Source organism: Thermococcus thermotolerans (genome assembly GCF_024707485.1).
Classification (GTDB): Archaea; Methanobacteriota_B; Thermococci; order Thermococcales; family Thermococcaceae; genus Thermococcus; species Thermococcus thermotolerans.
In genome coordinates, this window is record NZ_CP102602.1 from 1563227 (window position 1) to 1580915 (window position 17689).

The following is a 17689-nucleotide window of genomic DNA, read 5'->3' on the forward strand; positions in this document are numbered from 1 at the left end:
AATTTTGTTAGACTAATTTAATTCAAGAGGGCATAAAAATAAGGCCAACGGTCAGTCCGTCACTCCATCATCACGAGCCTCAGACAAGGCTGAAGTCATCATCCCGGGAAAGGTTGGAGATGGGCCTTAAAAGGGTTGCTCAGCGATCACCTTTCCTTCCTCACCGATCGGTTCGCCCATCACTCATCATCGCGATTGGGTGTTGGAAGAGGGGCTTAAAACGGTTGCTCAGCAAGGGCTGTCTGAAGACAGTTGAATACTTCAAACACATGTCAATATCCACTGCACAGAATCACTTCTGAATACACCAAGAACAGCCATCTTAAGTAGCAACACTGACGGGCACTCATTTAAACGGAGGCCGCCATTTCAACAGCGCATCGTAGTCTGGCTCCGGATCCTCTGTGTAGAAATCGAGTCCGAACCATGAGACTACTTCCAGAATGTCTTTAACCTGCCTCTCACTAAGCTTTTCGCGCCACTTTATCAGCTGCCTGGGGGTACCTATGTAGTCCCTTCCGTAGGTCTTCCTGGTTACTTTGCTGGGCGTTTTTATCCGCCTTACGGCCCCCTCTGGCACTTCCTCTCCGATGTATCCAAAAATTGCCTTCAGCTCCCCCTCCGGATTCACAACGAGACGCTCATAGATCACAGTATACCATGGATGTGGCTTCTTGGAGGCCAGAGGAATGTAGTTTTCAAAGGCCCAGATGGCCGCCAAGAGTTCTATCTGAGAGTTAATGCCCGAAAGCCTGTCCATCAACCGCTCGCTCTCAGCCAGCTCCGGCACCTTCTGGATTTCACTCAGGAACTGTTCCTTGGTTATCCGCGAGAAGTATCCAGTCGCAAGCTGGGAGGCTATCGTTGCACAGGGATGACGTATTATGAAGTAGATGGCCCTTAGATTGAACGTGTTCGCAATCCACAGAAGCATTGTGTTTGCCCTGACGAACTTAACGACGAGCTTGGATGCATTGAAACGGCGGATTATGATCCCCATTCTAAGGTACTGCCTGTGGGGGAATTGGGCTCCCACCCGACCGGTAAAAACCTTCTCCAAATATGCCCTCAGCTTCGGGTAGTTCTCCTGTGTGGGAACGTAGGGGTCGTAGGGTATGCCGAGCTTTCTGAACTCTGGATACCATGAGGGGTGAAATGGCTCAAAGACGGATTTGTATTCGGGAAGAGACTCCAAAAGCTCCATGAGCCATGTAGAACCGGACCTGCGGGTTCCAAAGATTCCCACAGTATCCTCAATTCTAAAATCATGTAGTCGCATGGTGATTAAATCCAAGATATAATTGGTTCTAGAAACAAAGAACGAGAGCGGCCCCATTATTTTCCCCTCCGATGATACTCAAAACATGCGTTAACGGGGGCTACTTAAATAGTTTGCGACATCCGCCTAGCTATCTTTTTAAACTGTTCCAGGGTTCTCATTTTGATAGTGATGCCCATGTCCGTATCAGTTATCATATCAACACTCTACAAACGTCCCAGAGAGTTCAAAGAGTGTCTTGAGTCTATAATTGAACAGACAGTCCACCCAATAGAAGTCATTATCCTTAATGGCAGCTCCGATAGTTCATGGGAAATAGTGAAGGAGGAGTCCGATGACATCTTCAAGAAAATGCGAGACGCCGGAATCGCCGTGAAGCATGTTGCCCTCCCCGGCGCCAGCCTCCCCCACGCTAGAAACGCCGGAGCAAAGATAGCAAGGGGCGAGATAGTGCTCTTCCTGGACGATGACGTCGTTCTTGAGAGAGATTATATAAAGAACCTCATCAAGGTGTATGTGGAATACCCAAACGCCATGGGTGTTCAGGGTTTTATAGCCAACAGGATAAACCCAAACAACCCGCTCATCCGGTTCGGTTTTCTGAAGTTTCTCTGGTGGCTCCTCCAGCGCGGCTACTACGAGGTCGATGTTCACAAACAACTCCCCTCACTCTTTGAGGTTCTCCCCTACCGTGTTATCCGGGTGATAAGGCGAGAGAGCTTCAGCGGAACGAACATGTCATACCGGAGGGAAGTATTTAAAAGTCTCGAATTCGACGAGCGCCTCAAGAGGTACGCAATAGGGGAGGACAAGGACTTCTCATACAGAGTTCACAAGCTCTTTCCGGGTTCGCTCTATCAGACTCCCCATGCGAGGCTGGTGCATAAGGAGGCCCCAGCAGGAAGACTTCCATCAAAGCAGTTCGAAACCATGAAACAGGTCTATCACCTCTATCTGTTCTACAAGCTCTTCGAACAGAACGCTAGAAACAAGGCCATCTACGTTCTTGGCAGGATTGGAGACCTCCTGCTTCACTCCATACTCTTCGTGACTTCCGGCTTCAAAAAGGAGAAAGCCCTCAAGATCATCTACATGATTGAAGCCATGTGGCTTGCCCTCTCAAACCGAAACAGGATTAAGAAGGGAGAGGTAAACTTCTGGGCAAACCGGGGGAACTGACGATGGGAAGGATAGTCATACTCGGGATAGACGGGCTCGAATACAACCTCGTTGAAGAGTGGAATCTCAAGCACCTCAAACAAAGGGCCTACACCAAGACGGATCTTTCAGACTTCAAGGTCATAGTCACTCCTCCAATATGGGCCTCCATGCTCACCGGCAGAAAGGTTCCTGAAATAGAGGAACCCTTCGTCAAGAGGCAGAAGTTCATAGCCCGGCAAACGGCCATTGCGAAGGACATTAAAAAGCCTATTTATGTTAAAATCGGGGCCAAGATACTGCCGAAGAACATCAGGCGAAAGATTGGAAACCTGCTGGCTCCCAACCCTTTTGAACAGACCTACGACTATCTGCTCAGGACACGGAAGTATAAGACCATCTTCGACTACTTTGACAAAACCTGGACCAACGGCGTTCCATCGTATGGCAGGAATGTCTCAAATCCCGAGGTAAGGGCCGCAATGAAAGAGGCCGTAAATGGCAACCTCAAATCCCTCGTGGAATACGCAATGGCGACTTATGAGCAGGATAGGAGAGCCCTCTTTGAGGCGCTTGATGGAGACTACGAGCTTATCTTTTGGTATACACCCTTCCTCGACGAGATTTCCCACTTCTACATAAGGAAAAAGCTAAAGCTGATGAACCTCTACTTTGATGTGAACAAGCTTGTCAAAGAAGTCTCAGAGAAGCTGGACGACGGTGATGTACTCTACATAATTTCCGACCATGGAATGGAGCCGATTCCCGGCGACCCGCGCGGTGGAGATCACTCCGACCACGGGTTCTTCAGCAGCAACACTGGAGAGCTTATAGAGAGGCCTCAAGATTTGTTTAAGCTGGTCGTTGAGAAGGCGGAGGGGAGGAAGTGAGAAAGCCGAGAAGTTCCAGAACAAGGGGCTACATCATCGTAACTCCCGCAAAAAACGAGGAAAAAAATCTGCCTCTGTTAGCCAAGAGCGTCATAAACCAAAGCGTTAAGCCAAAGTTGTGGCTTATTGTGGACGACAACAGCACAGACAGGACGGGAGAGATAGCGGAAGCTCTCTCAAGAGAGTTCAACTGGATTGAAGTCCTCCACCTCAGGGACAAAGTCACCGGCTATGACCTCAGATACAGGTATTCCGTTGTCGTTAGAAAGGGATTCAGGCATGCACTCAAAATGGCCATAGAGCGACGAACAGTCTTTGGCTACATCGGAGTTCTCGACGCGGACTTCATCCTCGAAAGGAAGTTTTTTGAGAAGCTGATTGACGCATTCCACAAAAACAACAGACTCGGAATAGTGAGCGGGGGAGGATACTACATCAGAAACGGCCGTCTCGTATGGGAAGGAACAGACCCAAGGAGACCCAAAGGAAGCCCGAGGCTATTCAGGAGGGAGTGCTTCAGAGAGGTCGGGGGATACCGGGAAGGCCCAAGTCCCGATACGGTATCCCATTACCTTGCCAGGTTCCTTGGATGGGAGACGGGGCAGATCGTGGACGCCATAGCAGTTCAGCTCAGGGAGACAGAGGGTAGGTTCGGCTTTTTGAGGGGTTACGAGATGCTCGGATGGTCAAACTACAAGCTCGGAGCTACCTTCACTTCGATACTCGCAAGGGCAGCGTTCCTCATGCTGGACAATCCAGTCAAAGCCTACGGCCTCATTGCGGGGTACTTAAAAGCGTTTAAAGCCCGGGAGATAAGAATTGAGAACGGAGACCTCAGGGAGATGATAAGGCGCGACCTCTCGTTCCGTAGCAACGTGGAGAAGCTGAAGAGGATAAAAGCCGCGGCGAGAATCGTTCCAGTTAAGGAGAGTGGTGTCCGTGGATAGGCCGAACGTAATTCTCATAGTCCTCGATACCCTCAGAAAAGACTACAGCAAAGATATAGAGCGGATGTTAGTGGAGAATTTCGGCTTTACGAGCTATGAAAACGCCGTAGTCCCGTCTCCATGGACTATCCCGAGTCATGCATCGATGTTCACTGGCCTCTACCCCCTCTATCACGGCGTGCACGAGGGCAAAAAGAGAAAAGTGCCGGACGTGAGGTTCAGGGAAGACGGAACGTATCTGCACGAGGTTTTAGCTTCCTTTGGATATACAACCTACCTCTTCACTGCAAACTTCTTCATTGGGCCAGACTTTGGGATAAAGGGCTTTTCCGAATTCCACGACACGCTAAAGCCCCTCATCGAGGACCGGGACAGAGAGGAGCTCAACAGGGTGCTCAAAAAGTATCAGCCCAAAAATGGGCTGGAACTTGTCAAAGCCCTGATGAAGGAGAAGAAGTTCGTCCTGCCTTTCAAAGTCCTCTGGAGAATCATAAGCAGGTACGGAGAAGGGTGGCCAAAGGATAAGGGCGCAAAAGTTACGAACGAACTCCTCAGGGAACTCAACTTTGAGGCTCCATCCTACATCTTCATCAACCTGATGGAAGTCCACGAGCCCTACTCCCTCTTTGAAGGGTTCACAGATGCCCCCGTGGTCAACAGACTCCTCGGAGAAGAGCCCGAGCTGGTGGAGAAGTGGAGGAAAGGGTATCCAGAACAGGTTAAATACCTTGAAAAAAGACTCGTGGAGATGCTCAGTATCCTTCAGGAAAAGGGGATACTCGAAAACTCCATAACCATAGTGACCAGCGACCACGGCCAGCTGCTCGGGGAATATGGGGGAAAGCTCGGACACGGCGTTTTTCTCCATGACGAGCTTTTAAGAGTTCCTCTTCTCATCAGATTGCCCAATGAAGAACCCCTCGAGAAGGAAAACGGATACATCAGCCTTGCAAGGATAAAGCCCCTAATTTTAAGCACTATTCAAGGCAAGGAGTTCAGTCTTACATCAGAGTACGCCATAGCGGAGAGCTTTGGCACCCACTATCCGTATCCAAACCTGGCAAAGGATAAAAAGGAGCTCGTCCATGAGCTTGAGAAGTACAGGCTGAAGCTATACCACAGGGACGGCACGGCAGTCTTCAACGTTGAGGACTGGCGCTTTGAAGAAATAAACGCAGAGAACGAAGGAGAGTTCAGGAACATCGCCAAAAAGCTCATAGTCAAACACCTGAGCCTTTTCGCAGGCAGGGGGGTGGCCAAGTGAGGCCGGCCGTTTCCGTCGTTATTCCCACATACAACCGAAACGAGCTCCTAACGCGGGCCATTGAAAGCGTTTTAAGCCAAGAATTCGACGACTTCGAGGTTCTCGTAATAGACGGTGCGCGAAGCAATTCAACGAGGGAACTCGTGCGCTCGTACGGGGATGGAAGGATCAGATACATCCCCCAGCAGGGAAAGGGCATAGCGAACGCCCGCAATGTAGGTGTTCTTAAAGCGAGGGGAAAGTTCATAGCCTTCCTCGATGATGATGACCACTGGCGGGAGAACAAGCTGGAACGTCAGCTGGAGCTCTTTAAGGAGCTTCCAAAGGAATACGGCCTCATATACACGGCCTTTACGTATTACTACCTTGAACGGAATAAAATCCTCGGAATAAAGCACCCGCGAGCGAGTGGGAACGTCTACAGGTACATGCTCAAGGACAACATAACAGGAACATCGACCATAATGGTGAAGAGGGAGTGTTTCAAGAAGGCGGGACTTTTCAGGGAGAGCTTCCCGACTTGCGAGGACTGGGACATGTGGCTGAGGATGTCAAAGATATGCCTTTTTGGGGCGATAGATGAGCCGCTGGTAGATTATTCTATACACTCGGGCCAGTTCTCTTTTGCAAAGTACCTTGCAGGGAGGTACCGGATGATAGAGGAGCACGGTGATATAAAGCACGACCCGCGAGTGCTCAGCTACCATCTCCTCCAGATAGGACTCCTGAAGGTCTTCGGGGGTGACAGGAGCGGCGCCAAGGACATACTCGAAGCCTTCCGCCTTAACCCCTCCATGAGGGGGAACCTCGCCGATGTCCTGGGGTCTTTCCTTGACGTGAGAACGAAGATATACATCCTTAAGTTTCTCGGCAGGCTCTAGCCCGATTACTTTTTAAACCTCCCTCCCAAAATCCGTTAGGTGGCCCAAATGAATCAAACTCTGGTAGCAATCATCGCGGGCATCGCTGCCTTCTGGGTAATCCTCTACGCCCTCTTCGGGAAGAGAGAGGAGAAGGGAGAGGGCCTGGCAGTTGACATGTTCATTGCCATGTGGAGAACCAAAAAGCTTCTAGGCCTTATAGACAGGATTGCAGGCAAAAATAAACGCTTCTGGAAGGTTTATTCCGATGTCGGGATAGCCCTTGGCTTCATGGGCATGGCCTACGTCTTTTATGCCCTCCTCAAAACCGCCCTGCAGACCATCCAAACTGGCGGTGAGCAGGCGGGGGTTCAGCTCGTCATTCCAGGGGTAACGATACCCCTCTGGTACGGCCTCATTGGCCTCGCCGTCGTCATGGTCGTCCACGAACTCAGCCACGGGATCGTTGCGAGGGCAGAAAACCTGCCCCTGAAATCAGTCGGTCTGGTTCTCCTCGCTGTAATACCTGGAGCATTCGTCGAACCGGACGAGGAGGAGCTTGAAAAAGCCCCACTCCGGTCAAGGCTCCGTGTTTATGGAGCAGGCTCGCTGGCAAACGTTGTGACGGCCATCCTCGCGCTCATCATAATAAACTTTGCAATAACCCCCATCCTCCAGCCGGCGGGAATACTCGTCTCCGGCGTTCTTGAAGACGGCCCGGCCTTTGGAGTCCTCCAGCAGGGTGACGTCATAATCGCCATGGACGGGGAGAGGATAACCGACATGGAGAGCTTCATAAACTTTATGAACACGACCAAGCCCGGACAGCTCGTGACACTCACGGTGCTCAGAGATGGTGAGGAAATAACCCTTCAGCTGAAACTTGGAGCCCACCCCGATAATCCTGAAAAGGGATATATCGGTATCTATCCAGCCCAGCACGTGGTCTCAAAGATAGGTTACGAGAACGTGGTGCTGCCCCTGTTCTTTACGCTCTACTGGATTTACGTGCTCAACCTGGGGATAGGCCTGATGAACCTGTTCCCGCTGGTGCCTCTCGACGGGGGCAGAATGCTCGATGATGTCGTCAGAACCTACCTGCCAGAGAAGGTCGCCAAGCCGGTAAGGTACTTCACAATAGGTGTCGGGCTCTCCCTTCTGGCACTGAATCTGTGGCCTGCACTGGCAAACCTGGTGGGCTGAGCCCAACTTTTTTAACCCCTCCGTTTCCGGCCTAAATAGGTGAGCGAATGAAGTGCTCAAAGTGCGGCCGTGAAGCTGTATACCACGCACACTACACGGGCAGGTACTACTGCAGGAAACACTTCAACGAGATGATGGAAAAGAAGTTCAAGGAGACGGTGAAGAAGTACCGCCTCATCGGGAAGGACGAAAGGATAGCCGTTGGAGTGAGCGGCGGAAAGGACAGTGTCGTCCTCATGCACCTTCTGGCGAAGCTTCGCGAGAAGTTCCCCTTCGAGCTGGTCGCAATAACTATCGATGAGGGGATAGCAGGCTACCGCCCTCCAAGCGTCGAGATAGCAAGGAGGAATGCCGAAAAGCTGGGGATAGAGCATCGCATCTACTCCTTCAAGGACCACATCGGCTTCACCCTCGACGAGACGGTGGAGATAATGGGGAGCTTTGAAAAGGGCGAGCGCGTTGGAGCGTGCTCCTACTGCGGCGTCTGGAGGCGCTGGCTACTTAACTATGCGGCCAAAGATGTTGGGGCAGATAAACTGGCCGTCGGCCACAACTTGGACGACGAAGTCCAGATGTTCCTAATGAACATCATGAGGGGGGACATAGCGCGCCTCGGGAGAACCGGTCCCTACTACGAGGAGATCCATCCCGAGCTGGTTCCAAGGATAAAGCCCCTCAGGGAGATCCCGGAGAAGGAGATAGTCCTCTACGCTGTCCTGAACAACATTGAGGTTGACTTTAGCGAGTGTCCCTACGCGGTGGAAGCCTTTAGGGCCGAGATAAGGGACTGGATAAACGAGATGGAGGAGAAGCACCCGGGCACCAAATACCAGATACTGAGGAGCTACGACAAGCTCTTCCCGCTCATAGCCAGGACATACACAAAGAAAACTAACGAACTCAACAGGTGCAAAATCTGCGGTCAACCAACAACCAGCGAGATATGCAAGGCCTGTACATTCAGAATCCAAGTGGAGAAAAAATCAAAGGGGCATGAGTTCCACACGTCCCCCTGAAAGCCTGAACCTGTACTGGCTCTTCAGTGGGTTGAAGTCAGGCAGGGGGGACTTTCTTATCACCATCGTCTCCTCAAAGGGCGCGTTGGGGGAAACGAACTCAATTACATACTGGCTGTACAGCGATACCCAAGAAACCAGTTTTTCGGAGGCCCTCCCCCTGTTCAGGAGAAAGATATTGAGTGGCCTCTTTCTTTTTTCGGTTATCCTTGCCCTCTCCTTCTCCGCCATGAGCCTCTGAAATATCGAGATGAAGTTCTCGGTGCCGAGCAGGAAAGCAATCCCATCAATGGTGACGTCAATCCCAACGGGCCGTCTGTTTCCAATGCGTTCCCTCAGGATTCTACGATATACCCGTTCATACTTTGGAAGGAACGTCCCGGGGTCTATGTCAGCCGTGTAAATAAACTCCCTGGAGTACTTCACCCCATAGAACGAAGAGAACAGGTCTATAATGGCAAGATTTCCCTCTCGTCCCCGGCCTTCCAAGTCAAAATTGACCGCTTTCAGTTCCATGGCCAGCGCCGAAAAGGGAAGAACTGAATCAATTATGACCCCGAAGTCCCCGAGCTCCATGCGGTTTTTTAGTATTTCAAAGGCCAGTGCCCACCCCCTGGAGTACTGGCTGTAGAGGATCAGAAGGTTGCTGTCCTCCAAAAGGCCGCCCCCAAGGGCCTCGTCAAGAACAGGTATCCCCGTGCTCAGAAGCTCCATGACGTCACCACCAATCCAAGATAAACGGTTGCACAGTATTTAATAGTATCTTCCCATGTCTGCATCGAAGGGACTGAATGTATTCTGAAGTGCAGAGAGACCCCACCCTATAAATAATCCACCGCCCTATTCTCGACCGGTGGGACGTATGGAGGAAGTTAGGGAACTAAAGGACGTTCTTGAGAGGGTGGAGGGAAGGCTGATAGCGGCGGGAAAGATGTACGGGGCGATGAACTTCGGGGCCTGGCTCTCGGTGATGCTGTTCTACTACGTTATCATAGGCGTGTTCAGGCCTCCCTGGCAGTTCAACCTGATCTACTGGCCCCTCGCCTTCATCGTTGCCATGAGTTTTACCGGAAGGGTGTGGAAGAGGCTCCAGAGGCTCGGACGGGTCACGGGCAGGGAAGCGGAGGTCTCAGGGAAGGGGGGGATTCTGATAACCCTCGCCTGGATCACAGGGATAGTCCTAGGGTGGGGCGTTATACCCGGCATGAACGTAGGGGTCAACGCTGAAGCAAGCATGGCCGTGGGGTTCCTGAGCTTCATAGCCTTCTCGGTTTTCACGATGTGGCTGGTCTTTGCCAAGTACGGCGGAATCGAGCGCGAGATAATCCCGGCGTTCCTCATCCCGGCCATTGGAATACCCATCGCCAGAGGCCTGGAAACCGGGGCAATGGCCTGGGCGGGGTTCATCGTCAGTTTGGGGTTCTCACTGACAGTGGTCGCCTACATCTACTCGGCCTTCAGGGCGATAGAGCGGTGATAGCATGGAATCGCTGAGGGAGCTGAGCAGAAACCACGTCCTTGGAAACCCGATAAGGCTAGGAATAATGCTCTACCTCCTGCCAAGGGAGAAGGTTCTATTCAAGGAGCTCCTGGAGGTTCTTGATGTAACACCCGGGAACCTCGATTCCCATCTCAAAGCCCTCGAAAAGGCCGGCTATATTGAAATCTACAAGGTCATAGCGGACAGACCGAGGACGGCCGTGAGGATAACGGAAAAGGGCGCCGAAGAGACTGGAAAGTATCTGAAGGCTCTGAGGGAGGCTCTATCCCTCATTCCCGCAGAAGGCTGAAGGGATAACCCTTTTTAGTGACCATCCAGAGGCCAAAGAGCGCCCCCAGGGTGTCCATAATGACGTCCCGGGCCTTGTTCAGGAGGCTTTCATGTATGAAGGATATTGAACCCTCGCTGAGCTTTTCGGCCACCTCCCATCCCAGGGCGAGTGCATAGAAAACCAGGAACGAATAGAGAACCACCTCCCTTCTGGAAATTCTGAAACGGGCACCGCCCAGGGAGCGAATTATCTCCGCGATCATTAACCACAGTGTAAGCCCACCCAGGAGATGGCTTATGATGTCGGCGTTTCTCCAGTCCCTGTGGAACAGGTCGTAGTGCGTGAATGGGACGTTCACGAGGGATACGTGAACGGATATAAAGACCGAAAGTATCATCATGGTCCGCGGGTCGTAAAGCGGTGCAAGATATGGGTCAAACGTTTTCGGGGGATCCGGGAAGGCTCTTGGAATCACAAGGGGAAGAGACAGGCCTATCATGGCAACAGTAGTCCTGTAAACGTGATCCACCCTGCCGTTCATCAGAGCCGTAATGAAACCCAGAAAAACCACGAAGATTGAAGTCAAGATTATTTTCTCCTCCCTCTGTATGCCCATCACCTTTAGTCCGTTGGACGTCAAACGTAAAAATCTACCGATGCTTGCTTTCCTCCTCCGCCTTTCTCCTCAGCTCTTTCATGCGCTCTATTCTGTACTCCTCCACGAGGCGGAGGAGTCTCTCCGCCTCCCTCTCCCTGTCCTCTTCTTTCCACTCGGCCAGAAGTGCCTCTATGGCCCGCTCAAGGGTTTCCCGCTCCACAACCGCGAACTCATCGACGCGCTTGACGTCGAGTTCATCTCCTGTGAAGAAGGGAAGGTGTGCCTCCCTGAAAACCTCCCTGACCGGCTCCGGAAGGGGTTTCTCCGTTATCAGCGCCCGGATTCCCTTCTCAACCAGCTCCTCCGCTATGGCCCTTCCCGCTCCAGCAGGATTAATCACGAACAGAACATCGCCCCTCTTTACGCCGATCTCACGCTCCAGCTTTTCGAGCTCGCGCCAGCTGAGGACGTTCATGACCTTCAGGGGGACGGCGGAGCCCCTTATCTCCACCACGTTCATCCTCTTTACATGAACAAGATCCCTGCTCAACCTCTCTATGACGGCCTTTGCTTCGCGGAGCTGCTTCTCAAGGATCTCTATGCGCTTCACCTTCGCCTCAAGCTCCCTCTCACGGAGAACCTTCCTCCGGACCTCCTCATCGTAATCCACGAGCCGTCTCTCAAGTCTGCCTATCGTCTTCCGCTGCTCCTTTATTATCTCCCTCAGCTCGGCGTTTTCCCTCTCAAGGAACTCTACCCTCCTCTCCAGCTCACGGATACGTTTGATGTAGGGCCCAACATCGATGCTGGGCTTCTCCTCGGGCTTTTCTTCCCCCTTAGGCCTCTCACGAAGGGTAACCCGCTGCATGGCCTCGCCGAGGTTGTAGCCCTGGATGACCAAGGCCTTGACTTCCTCGGCCTTACTGGTCAGCCCAGCCTCCCGGAGCTTAGCGTCAACGTGCTCAAGCTTGGGCTTCAGCCGAAGGTAGGCCTTGTAGGCCGCAGCCAGAGCGTCGCGCTGGTGGTCGTCGTCTACGCTTATCCCCAGGTTCCGCAGGAGTTCGTTCTTCTCCTCAACGCGGAGGCTCTCCCTGGGAACGAAAAGGCTGGCCTTGAAGGAGCGGGCTATCTTCTCGACGAAGCCAGGCGCCGGGTTCACGTCGGTGGCCACAACAACGGGGTGTCCAACGTCGCTTATAAACCGGAAGACCTCGCCGACCGGCATGTTCCTCTCGCTGTGGAGGGCAACGATGCGGCCGTTTAGGTCTATGGCAGCTATGCCGACGGTTATTCCGGGGTCTATGCCCACTATGATACTCCTCCTCTCGCGTATAGCCTCCTCGCCCTTCAGGGGAGCGAAGCCGAGCTCGGCCCTCTCGACCGGCTGGATCCTCACCTCGACGTCCCCACCACGGGTGGGCTTTATCAGTCCAGCCAGCTCTTCCCTGCTGGCGTAGACCTTGAACTCGCCCTTGGCCAGGCCGTAGTCCTTTTCCTCAACTTCCAGGTCAAAAGGTATGTCGGCCCTCCTGAGCCTGTCCTCTATCTCCCTCACCTTGTCGCGGACGAGGTTGTGAACCCTTTTCCGATAGCGGTCCTGGCTCCAGCCACCCTTCCCGTGGCTTCTCCCCCGGGTTACCTTGATTATCACCTCGTCCTCGAAGGCAAGAACCTCGTAGCCGACCCCCTTGCTGGCCAGTAAAGCTGAAAGCTTGGCCTCCTCGTAGGGGTCGAACCTGTCGGTTATCCTTATCCCGTGCTCCTTAGCTAAACTCTGGAGGCTCCTCTGCTCGCCCGGCCTTCCGGTTACCTGGACGAGCTTCGTGCCGCCTGGAAGGGAGCGGAGGAACTTCCTGAGGTCGTCGCCGAGCTCGGTAACGCTGTCTATGGCCACTATATCCGGCCTCTTGGACTGGATAAAGCGAATTAGTCTGTATAAGGTGAACTCACCCTTTTTCTCAAGCCTGCCGTTGAACCAGCTTACCACCGCAAACCTCTTGGGGTTCTCGCTTATTATGTCCACTCCGAGGATTAGAATAGGCCTCACCCTCTGGGGGTTCTGTAAGAAGGTTGGAGGGGCCATTTAAAAAGATTATCAGGCCTTTAGGGAGGTTCTGATGGCGACTTCAAAGGCCTTCTTTATGGTCTCAACGGCCATTGAGGGCCTTGGCTTTTCTAAGGCCTGTTCGTGACTGAAAGGAACGTGGATGAAGCCCGCCCTAGTCTCCATTCCCGCAACGGCTATCGTGTGGAGCGCCGTGAACATTGCAGTATTACAGACGTAGGTGCCAGCGGTGTTGGAGATTCCGGCGGGTATTTTTGCCTCCCTCAGAGCGCTCACGATGGCCTTTATCGGGAGTGTTGCGAAGTATGCAGCGGGAGCACCATCAAAGACAGGCTCGTCCTCAGGGGCAAAGCCCTCATTGTCGGGCATCTTACTGTCCATGACGTTTATCGCAACGCGCTCGACGGTTACGTTTGGCCTCCCGCCGGCCTGGCCCGTCAGGATAACCACGTCGGGTCTCTCATCGACGATAAACTTTGGGAGAATCTTTCTGACGCCGTTGAAGGTCACCGGGAGCTGGCGCTTTACTATCTCTGCACCATCGATCTCGTCCGGAAGCCTTGAAACGGCCTCCCATGAGGGGTTTATCTCTTCACCCCCAAAGGGCTCAAATCCCGTCACGAGCACTTTCATGGTACCACCGGAAAGGTTAGGTTTTTAGGTTTTAAAACGCACTCCCCCCGGTGGGTGAGGATGAGGTACGACGTTCTTATCATCGGTGCCGGGCCGGTTGGCAACTACCTCGCCAACCTGCTCGCGAGGGACTTTAAAGTAGCTGTGGTGGAGAGGAAGGGCTCCTTCGGGGGGAAGGCCTGCACCGGAATAATAGGGGCCGAGAACTACGAGAGGCTCGGTCTTCCGGAGAGTGTCGTTTTGAACAAGCTCCGCGGAGCGGTTTTTTACTCCCGGATACAGAGCTTCGAGATAGAGAGAAAATCGCCGCAGGCTTACCTCGTGGACAGGAAGGCCCTTGAGAGGTGGCTGGCAGAGAGGGCCGTGGGGAAGGGCGTGGACTACTACATGGCGACGACCTTTCAGGGATTCAGGAACGGGAAGGCGGTTCTACAGCACCTCGGCGAGAGGATCGAGATCGAGGCCGACTTCTACATCGGGGCAGACGGTGTGAACAGCACCGTAGCCAAGGCGATAGGTGTTCAGACGAAAGCGGAGTTTCTGAGCGGCTACGAGGCTGAAGTCGTGGGGGAGTTCAATCCGGACTTCGTCGAGGTGTGGGTAAACCGGGAGATAAACCCGGAGTTCTTCTTCTGGGTGGCTCCGGTGAACGAGAGCGTAGCCAGAGTCGGAACCCTCGGGAGCCTCGATGCCTTCCACAGATTCCTGAAGATAAGGATGCTGAAGCCAACCTCGATAGTCGAGTTCAAAGCAGGCTCAGTTGCCTTCGGTGTGAGGAAGCCCTGGGTCAGGGGCAACGTTGCGCTCGTTGGGGATGCGGCGCTTCAGATAAAGCCAACCACCGCAGGGGGAATAGTCTACGGGATGTACTGTGCCCATGCCCTAAGGAGGGCACTCCTCGACGGAAGGTTAAGGGACTACGAGAAGGGCTGCTCCTTCGTGAAAAAGCAGATCAGCTTCGGGCTCAGGTTTAGGAAGGTCTTCCTCGGCATGAGCCAGGACGACATCGAGAGGGTCTTCGAAGTCCTCGGAAGTCCCGAGGCAAGGGAGGTCATAGAGGGCCAGGCTGACTTCGACGATCACGTGAGAACCGCAAAGGCAATCCTTAAGAGGCCGAAGCTTCTCGCGAGGCTGATAAAGATAAGTCCCGCCATCGTCAGAACCCTCCTGTGAGGTGGTTCCATGGCGACCTGGCGAATGGGACTTCAGGAGGAGTACCTCAAAGCTATAGCCGAGGGCAGGAAAAGGGTCGAAGGCCGCCTGTACGACGAGAAGCGGCAGGGGATACGGCCCGGGGACACGATAATCTTCGAGAACAGGCTGATGTGCGTGGTGAAGGACGTAAGGGTTTACTCCTCCTTCAGGGAGATGCTGGAGAAGGAAGGCCTTGGGAACGTTCTACCTGGAATTGAGAGCATCGAGGAGGGCGTTAAGGTGTACCGCCGCTTCTACTCCGAGGAGAAGGAGAGGAAGTATGGGGTCGCTGCCATAGAGGTCGAACCGGTCGGGTGGATTGGGGAGTCTAAATGATGTAAACTTCAAAGCCCAATTCCTTCAAAACCTCGAAGTCGCTGTCCAAGGTTATTATTGGAAGGCCGTTGACAATCGCAATTGATGCTATGAACAGGTCCCTAAAGGACATGGGATTTCCCTTTTCCCACAGTTTTTTATGGAGGTACGCCGCCACCTCTGCACATTTTCCATCAAACGGGAGCTCAATGAGTGTTTCAAGCCATATGAGCTCGTCTTTCTTGGGCATTCCAAGGAGAATCTCGAACTTAGTTATTGAGGTTATGTAGAAAGTGTTGTCCAAAGCCGTGATTTTTTCAAAGACTTCATCGTTGCCCCTGGCGATCTCGATTATCACGTTTGTGTCAAGGACTGCCCCCATTTCTCAAACTCCTCCTCGATCTCCCTGAGCCTTCTCTTCGTCTCCCGATACTCCTCCTCGCTCAATATCCCATACAGGTGACGCAGGGCGTCGACGTTTCCCTTTCTTTCCCTTAAGAGCTCCCGAAACAGCTCGCTGAAGGATTTTTTACCCTTAATCCGGACGAGTTCGTTGTAAACGTCATCCGAAATGGTTATCGTCTTGACCATGTTCCCACCAATACATTGTGTGCATGCATCATATTTAAGCATTATTCCCCACTTCTCCTCGCCAACTGCTGGAGCTTTGAAGAAATCATGGAGAACTATCCCTGAATCACAAAGGAGGATCTACTGGCGGTCATTGAACACGTTCCGTCTCATGACTCCTCCCTAAAAATCAGGTCCAAATTCTTCACGAAGTCTCTTTTCTATCGTTTTCAGCAGTTCTGGAGGAATGTCTTCACCAGTCAATGCTTTGTAATACCCCTTAACCCAGTTCAACGAGCTTTCAATAACCCGATCTTCTTTGTCGGGATAACGACGGAGATATGCCCGTCCCCAGTTGACGGTAATCTCTATCAAACCCTCGTACATCGCCCTCCCCCCTAAAAATTTTAAAAAATATGAAAATCACAGATACCTCTCCTTCACCCACCTTATGAAGTAGTCCGGGTTCAGCTCCTCACCGATGGACTTCTTAAGCAGCTCCTTCGGCGGATAGATTGAGCCGTACCTGTGAACCTTCTCGCGGAGCCAGGCCTTTATCGGCTCGAAGTCCGCATTGGCGATGTGCTCTTCCACGTTGAGGTCCTTCTTCATGTGGTAGTAGAACTGCGCCGCCAGGAGCGTTCCGATGCTGTAGGTCGGGAAGTAGCCGACCGTTCCGTGGGCCCAGTGGATGTCCTGGAGGATTCCTTCTACGTAGGTTTTCGGCCTTATGCCGAGGAGGTTCTCCATCTCGTCGTTCCAGAGCTCCGGGAGGTCTTTGGCCTTGACGCCCTCGTTGAGCATCATCCTTTCGAGCTTGAAGCGGAGGAGTATGTGGAAGTTGTAGGTGACGACATCTGATTCAGTCCTGATGAAGTCAGGCCTGACCATGTTGAAGTAGAGGTAGACGTCCTCCGGAGTGTAGTCCGCCATGAAGGGCAGATTCTCCCTCAGGACGGGGTGGATGAGGCCGGCAAACTCCCTGGAGCGGCCGACGATGTTCTCCCAGAACCTGCTCTGGCTCTCGTGGATGCCGAGGCTTACTCCACCCGCAATCGGACTGAACATGAACCTTTCGTCCTGCTGGAGCTCGTAGAGTGCGTGACCGAACTCATGGACGGTGCTGAGAATGGTCCTCCTGAAGTCGTAGCCTTCATACCTGGTGGTTATCCTGACATCACGGATACCAAACTCGGTGGTGAAGGGGTGGGCTGATACGTCGAGCCTTGAACGCACGCCGAGCGGGTAGCCAAACTTCTGGAGTATCCAGATGTTAACCTTCTCCATACACTCCCGCTCATACTTCTCCTTCTCAAGCGGGTGGCTCTGCGGGACTTTACCCTCCTCCATTATCCTCTCAAGGAGGGGTTTGAGCTCCTTCTCAAGCCTGCCGAACATCCTTTCAACTTCCCTGGTTGTGAGGCCCTCCTCGAACATGTCAAGGAGAGCATCGTAGGGCTCGTCTTCGTAGCCGAGATATTCGGCGGCGCGCTTTGCGAGATCTATAATCCTGTCCAGCCAAGGCTCGAACTTGGAGAAGTCGTCCTTTTTCTTGGCCTCCTCCCAGGCCTTGGTGGCCTGGCTGGTCACCTCGCTCATCTCCCTCAGGAACTCCGGCGGGAACGAGCGGCTTATCCTTATCGAGCGGTCGAGAACCCTGACAACGCCCCTCTCGTACTCGTTGAGGCCTTCTATGGATTTAGCCTTCTCCACCAGCTCGACGAACTCCGGCTTGAGGAGGAACTCCTGGGAAAGCACGGAGAGCTCGCCCTGGGCAACGGAGCGCTCAAGGATTCCCTCCCTCGGCATGTTGACCTCCATGTCCCAGCCGAGGACGCTCTGGGCGTGGCCTATCGCCCAGATACGGCGGTATCTCGTAAGTATCTCCCTGACGGTCTCGTTCTGGAAGACGCTTTCCATGGAAA

Annotated in this window: 20 protein-coding genes; 11 read left to right on the top strand and 9 right to left on the bottom strand. The window is 53.1% G+C overall.

Annotation, left to right across the window (positions count from 1 at the left end; genetic code table 11):
* Positions 1–346 precede the first annotated feature (346 nt).
* Positions 347–1204: a sulfotransferase gene (locus NUS69_RS08830; protein WP_258083430.1), complete on the bottom strand. Its 858-nt coding sequence runs from the start codon at positions 1202–1204 to the stop codon at positions 347–349.
* 246 nt (positions 1205–1450) lie between these two features.
* Here NUS69_RS08830 and NUS69_RS08835 point away from each other — a divergent pair, with 246 nt between their 5' ends.
* From NUS69_RS08835 to NUS69_RS08865, 7 genes are read left to right on the top strand one after another with little or no spacing between them, the layout of a single operon-like run.
* Entirely contained in the window at positions 1451–2458 is a 1008-nt protein-coding gene (locus NUS69_RS08835) for a glycosyltransferase family 2 protein (protein ID WP_258085063.1), read from the top strand.
* Between the two features lie 2 nt (positions 2459–2460).
* Positions 2461–3327, top strand: a complete 867-nt coding sequence (locus NUS69_RS08840) for an alkaline phosphatase family protein (RefSeq protein ID WP_258083431.1) — start codon at positions 2461–2463, stop codon at positions 3325–3327.
* Positions 3324–4274 (top strand): glycosyltransferase family 2 protein, encoded by a 951-nt coding sequence (locus tag NUS69_RS08845; RefSeq protein ID WP_258083432.1) that lies wholly within the window; start codon positions 3324–3326, stop codon positions 4272–4274. The genes NUS69_RS08840 and NUS69_RS08845 overlap by 4 nt, the downstream gene beginning before the upstream one ends.
* Positions 4267–5538, top strand: a complete 1272-nt coding sequence (locus NUS69_RS08850; RefSeq protein WP_258083433.1) for a sulfatase-like hydrolase/transferase — start codon at positions 4267–4269, stop codon at positions 5536–5538. The genes NUS69_RS08845 and NUS69_RS08850 overlap by 8 nt, the downstream gene beginning before the upstream one ends.
* The gene (locus NUS69_RS08855) at positions 5535–6419 is read left to right on the top strand and encodes a glycosyltransferase (RefSeq protein WP_258083434.1); all 885 of its coding nucleotides are present in this window, start codon (positions 5535–5537) and stop codon (positions 6417–6419) included. The genes NUS69_RS08850 and NUS69_RS08855 overlap by 4 nt, the downstream gene beginning before the upstream one ends.
* 48 nt (positions 6420–6467) lie before the next feature.
* Positions 6468–7601 (top strand): site-2 protease family protein, encoded by a 1134-nt coding sequence (locus NUS69_RS08860; protein WP_258083435.1) that lies wholly within the window; start codon positions 6468–6470, stop codon positions 7599–7601.
* Between the two features lie 47 nt (positions 7602–7648).
* Complete coding sequence (locus NUS69_RS08865; RefSeq protein WP_258083436.1) at positions 7649–8617, top strand: TIGR00269 family protein; 969 nt, start codon at positions 7649–7651, stop codon at positions 8615–8617.
* On the opposite strand, the gene NUS69_RS08870 is transcribed toward NUS69_RS08865, so the two are convergent.
* Positions 8585–9331: an RAD55 family ATPase gene (locus tag NUS69_RS08870; protein ID WP_258083437.1), complete on the bottom strand. Its 747-nt coding sequence runs from the start codon at positions 9329–9331 to the stop codon at positions 8585–8587. The two genes, NUS69_RS08865 and NUS69_RS08870, sit on opposite strands and share 33 nt — an antisense overlap.
* 148 nt (positions 9332–9479) lie before the next feature.
* On the opposite strand from NUS69_RS08870, the gene NUS69_RS08875 reads away from it, so the two are divergent.
* Positions 9480–10094, top strand: coding sequence for a hypothetical protein (locus NUS69_RS08875; RefSeq protein WP_258083438.1), 615 nt, complete (start codon positions 9480–9482; stop codon positions 10092–10094).
* Positions 10095–10098: 4 nt separating this feature from the next.
* A complete protein-coding gene (locus NUS69_RS08880; RefSeq protein WP_258083439.1) occupies positions 10099–10407 on the top strand; it encodes a transcriptional regulator in 309 nt (102 codons plus the stop codon).
* Here the strand turns inward: NUS69_RS08880 and NUS69_RS08885 are convergent.
* The 3 genes from NUS69_RS08885 to pcp are packed head-to-tail and all read right to left on the bottom strand — an operon-like array spanning position 10388 to position 13685.
* Positions 10388–11005 (bottom strand): hypothetical protein, encoded by a 618-nt coding sequence (locus NUS69_RS08885; protein WP_258083440.1) that lies wholly within the window; start codon positions 11003–11005, stop codon positions 10388–10390. The two genes, NUS69_RS08880 and NUS69_RS08885, sit on opposite strands and share 20 nt — an antisense overlap.
* A gap of 34 nt (positions 11006–11039) precedes the next feature.
* Positions 11040–13070 (bottom strand): DUF460 domain-containing protein, encoded by a 2031-nt coding sequence (locus NUS69_RS08890; RefSeq protein WP_258083441.1) that lies wholly within the window; start codon positions 13068–13070, stop codon positions 11040–11042.
* Between the two features lie 12 nt (positions 13071–13082).
* On the bottom strand, positions 13083–13685 hold the full coding sequence (pcp, locus tag NUS69_RS08895) for a pyroglutamyl-peptidase I (RefSeq protein ID WP_258083442.1): 603 nt from the start codon (positions 13683–13685) through the stop codon (positions 13083–13085).
* A 60-nt stretch (positions 13686–13745) separates the two neighbouring features.
* Between pcp and NUS69_RS08900 the strand changes: the two genes are divergently transcribed.
* Both NUS69_RS08900 and NUS69_RS08905 read left to right on the top strand, forming a co-directional pair.
* Positions 13746–14858: a geranylgeranyl reductase family protein gene (locus NUS69_RS08900; protein ID WP_258083443.1), complete on the top strand. Its 1113-nt coding sequence runs from the start codon at positions 13746–13748 to the stop codon at positions 14856–14858.
* Positions 14859–14867: 9 nt separating this feature from the next.
* Positions 14868–15215: an ASCH domain-containing protein gene (locus NUS69_RS08905; protein ID WP_258083444.1), complete on the top strand. Its 348-nt coding sequence runs from the start codon at positions 14868–14870 to the stop codon at positions 15213–15215.
* Here NUS69_RS08905 and NUS69_RS08910 read toward each other — a convergent pair.
* The 4 genes from NUS69_RS08910 to NUS69_RS08925 form a co-directional block, all read right to left on the bottom strand.
* Positions 15208–15576, bottom strand: coding sequence for a type II toxin-antitoxin system VapC family toxin (locus tag NUS69_RS08910; protein WP_258083445.1), 369 nt, complete (start codon positions 15574–15576; stop codon positions 15208–15210). The genes NUS69_RS08905 and NUS69_RS08910 overlap by 8 nt on opposite strands.
* Entirely contained in the window at positions 15549–15785 is a 237-nt protein-coding gene (locus NUS69_RS08915) for an antitoxin VapB family protein (RefSeq protein WP_258083446.1), read from the bottom strand. The genes NUS69_RS08910 and NUS69_RS08915 overlap by 28 nt, the downstream gene beginning before the upstream one ends.
* Before the next feature lie 162 nt (positions 15786–15947).
* Positions 15948–16151, bottom strand: a complete 204-nt coding sequence (locus tag NUS69_RS08920) for a hypothetical protein (protein WP_258083447.1) — start codon at positions 16149–16151, stop codon at positions 15948–15950.
* Positions 16152–16187: 36 nt separating this feature from the next.
* Positions 16188–17684, bottom strand: a complete 1497-nt coding sequence (locus NUS69_RS08925) for a carboxypeptidase M32 (protein ID WP_258083448.1) — start codon at positions 17682–17684, stop codon at positions 16188–16190.
* Positions 17685–17689: the final 5 nt, after the last annotated feature.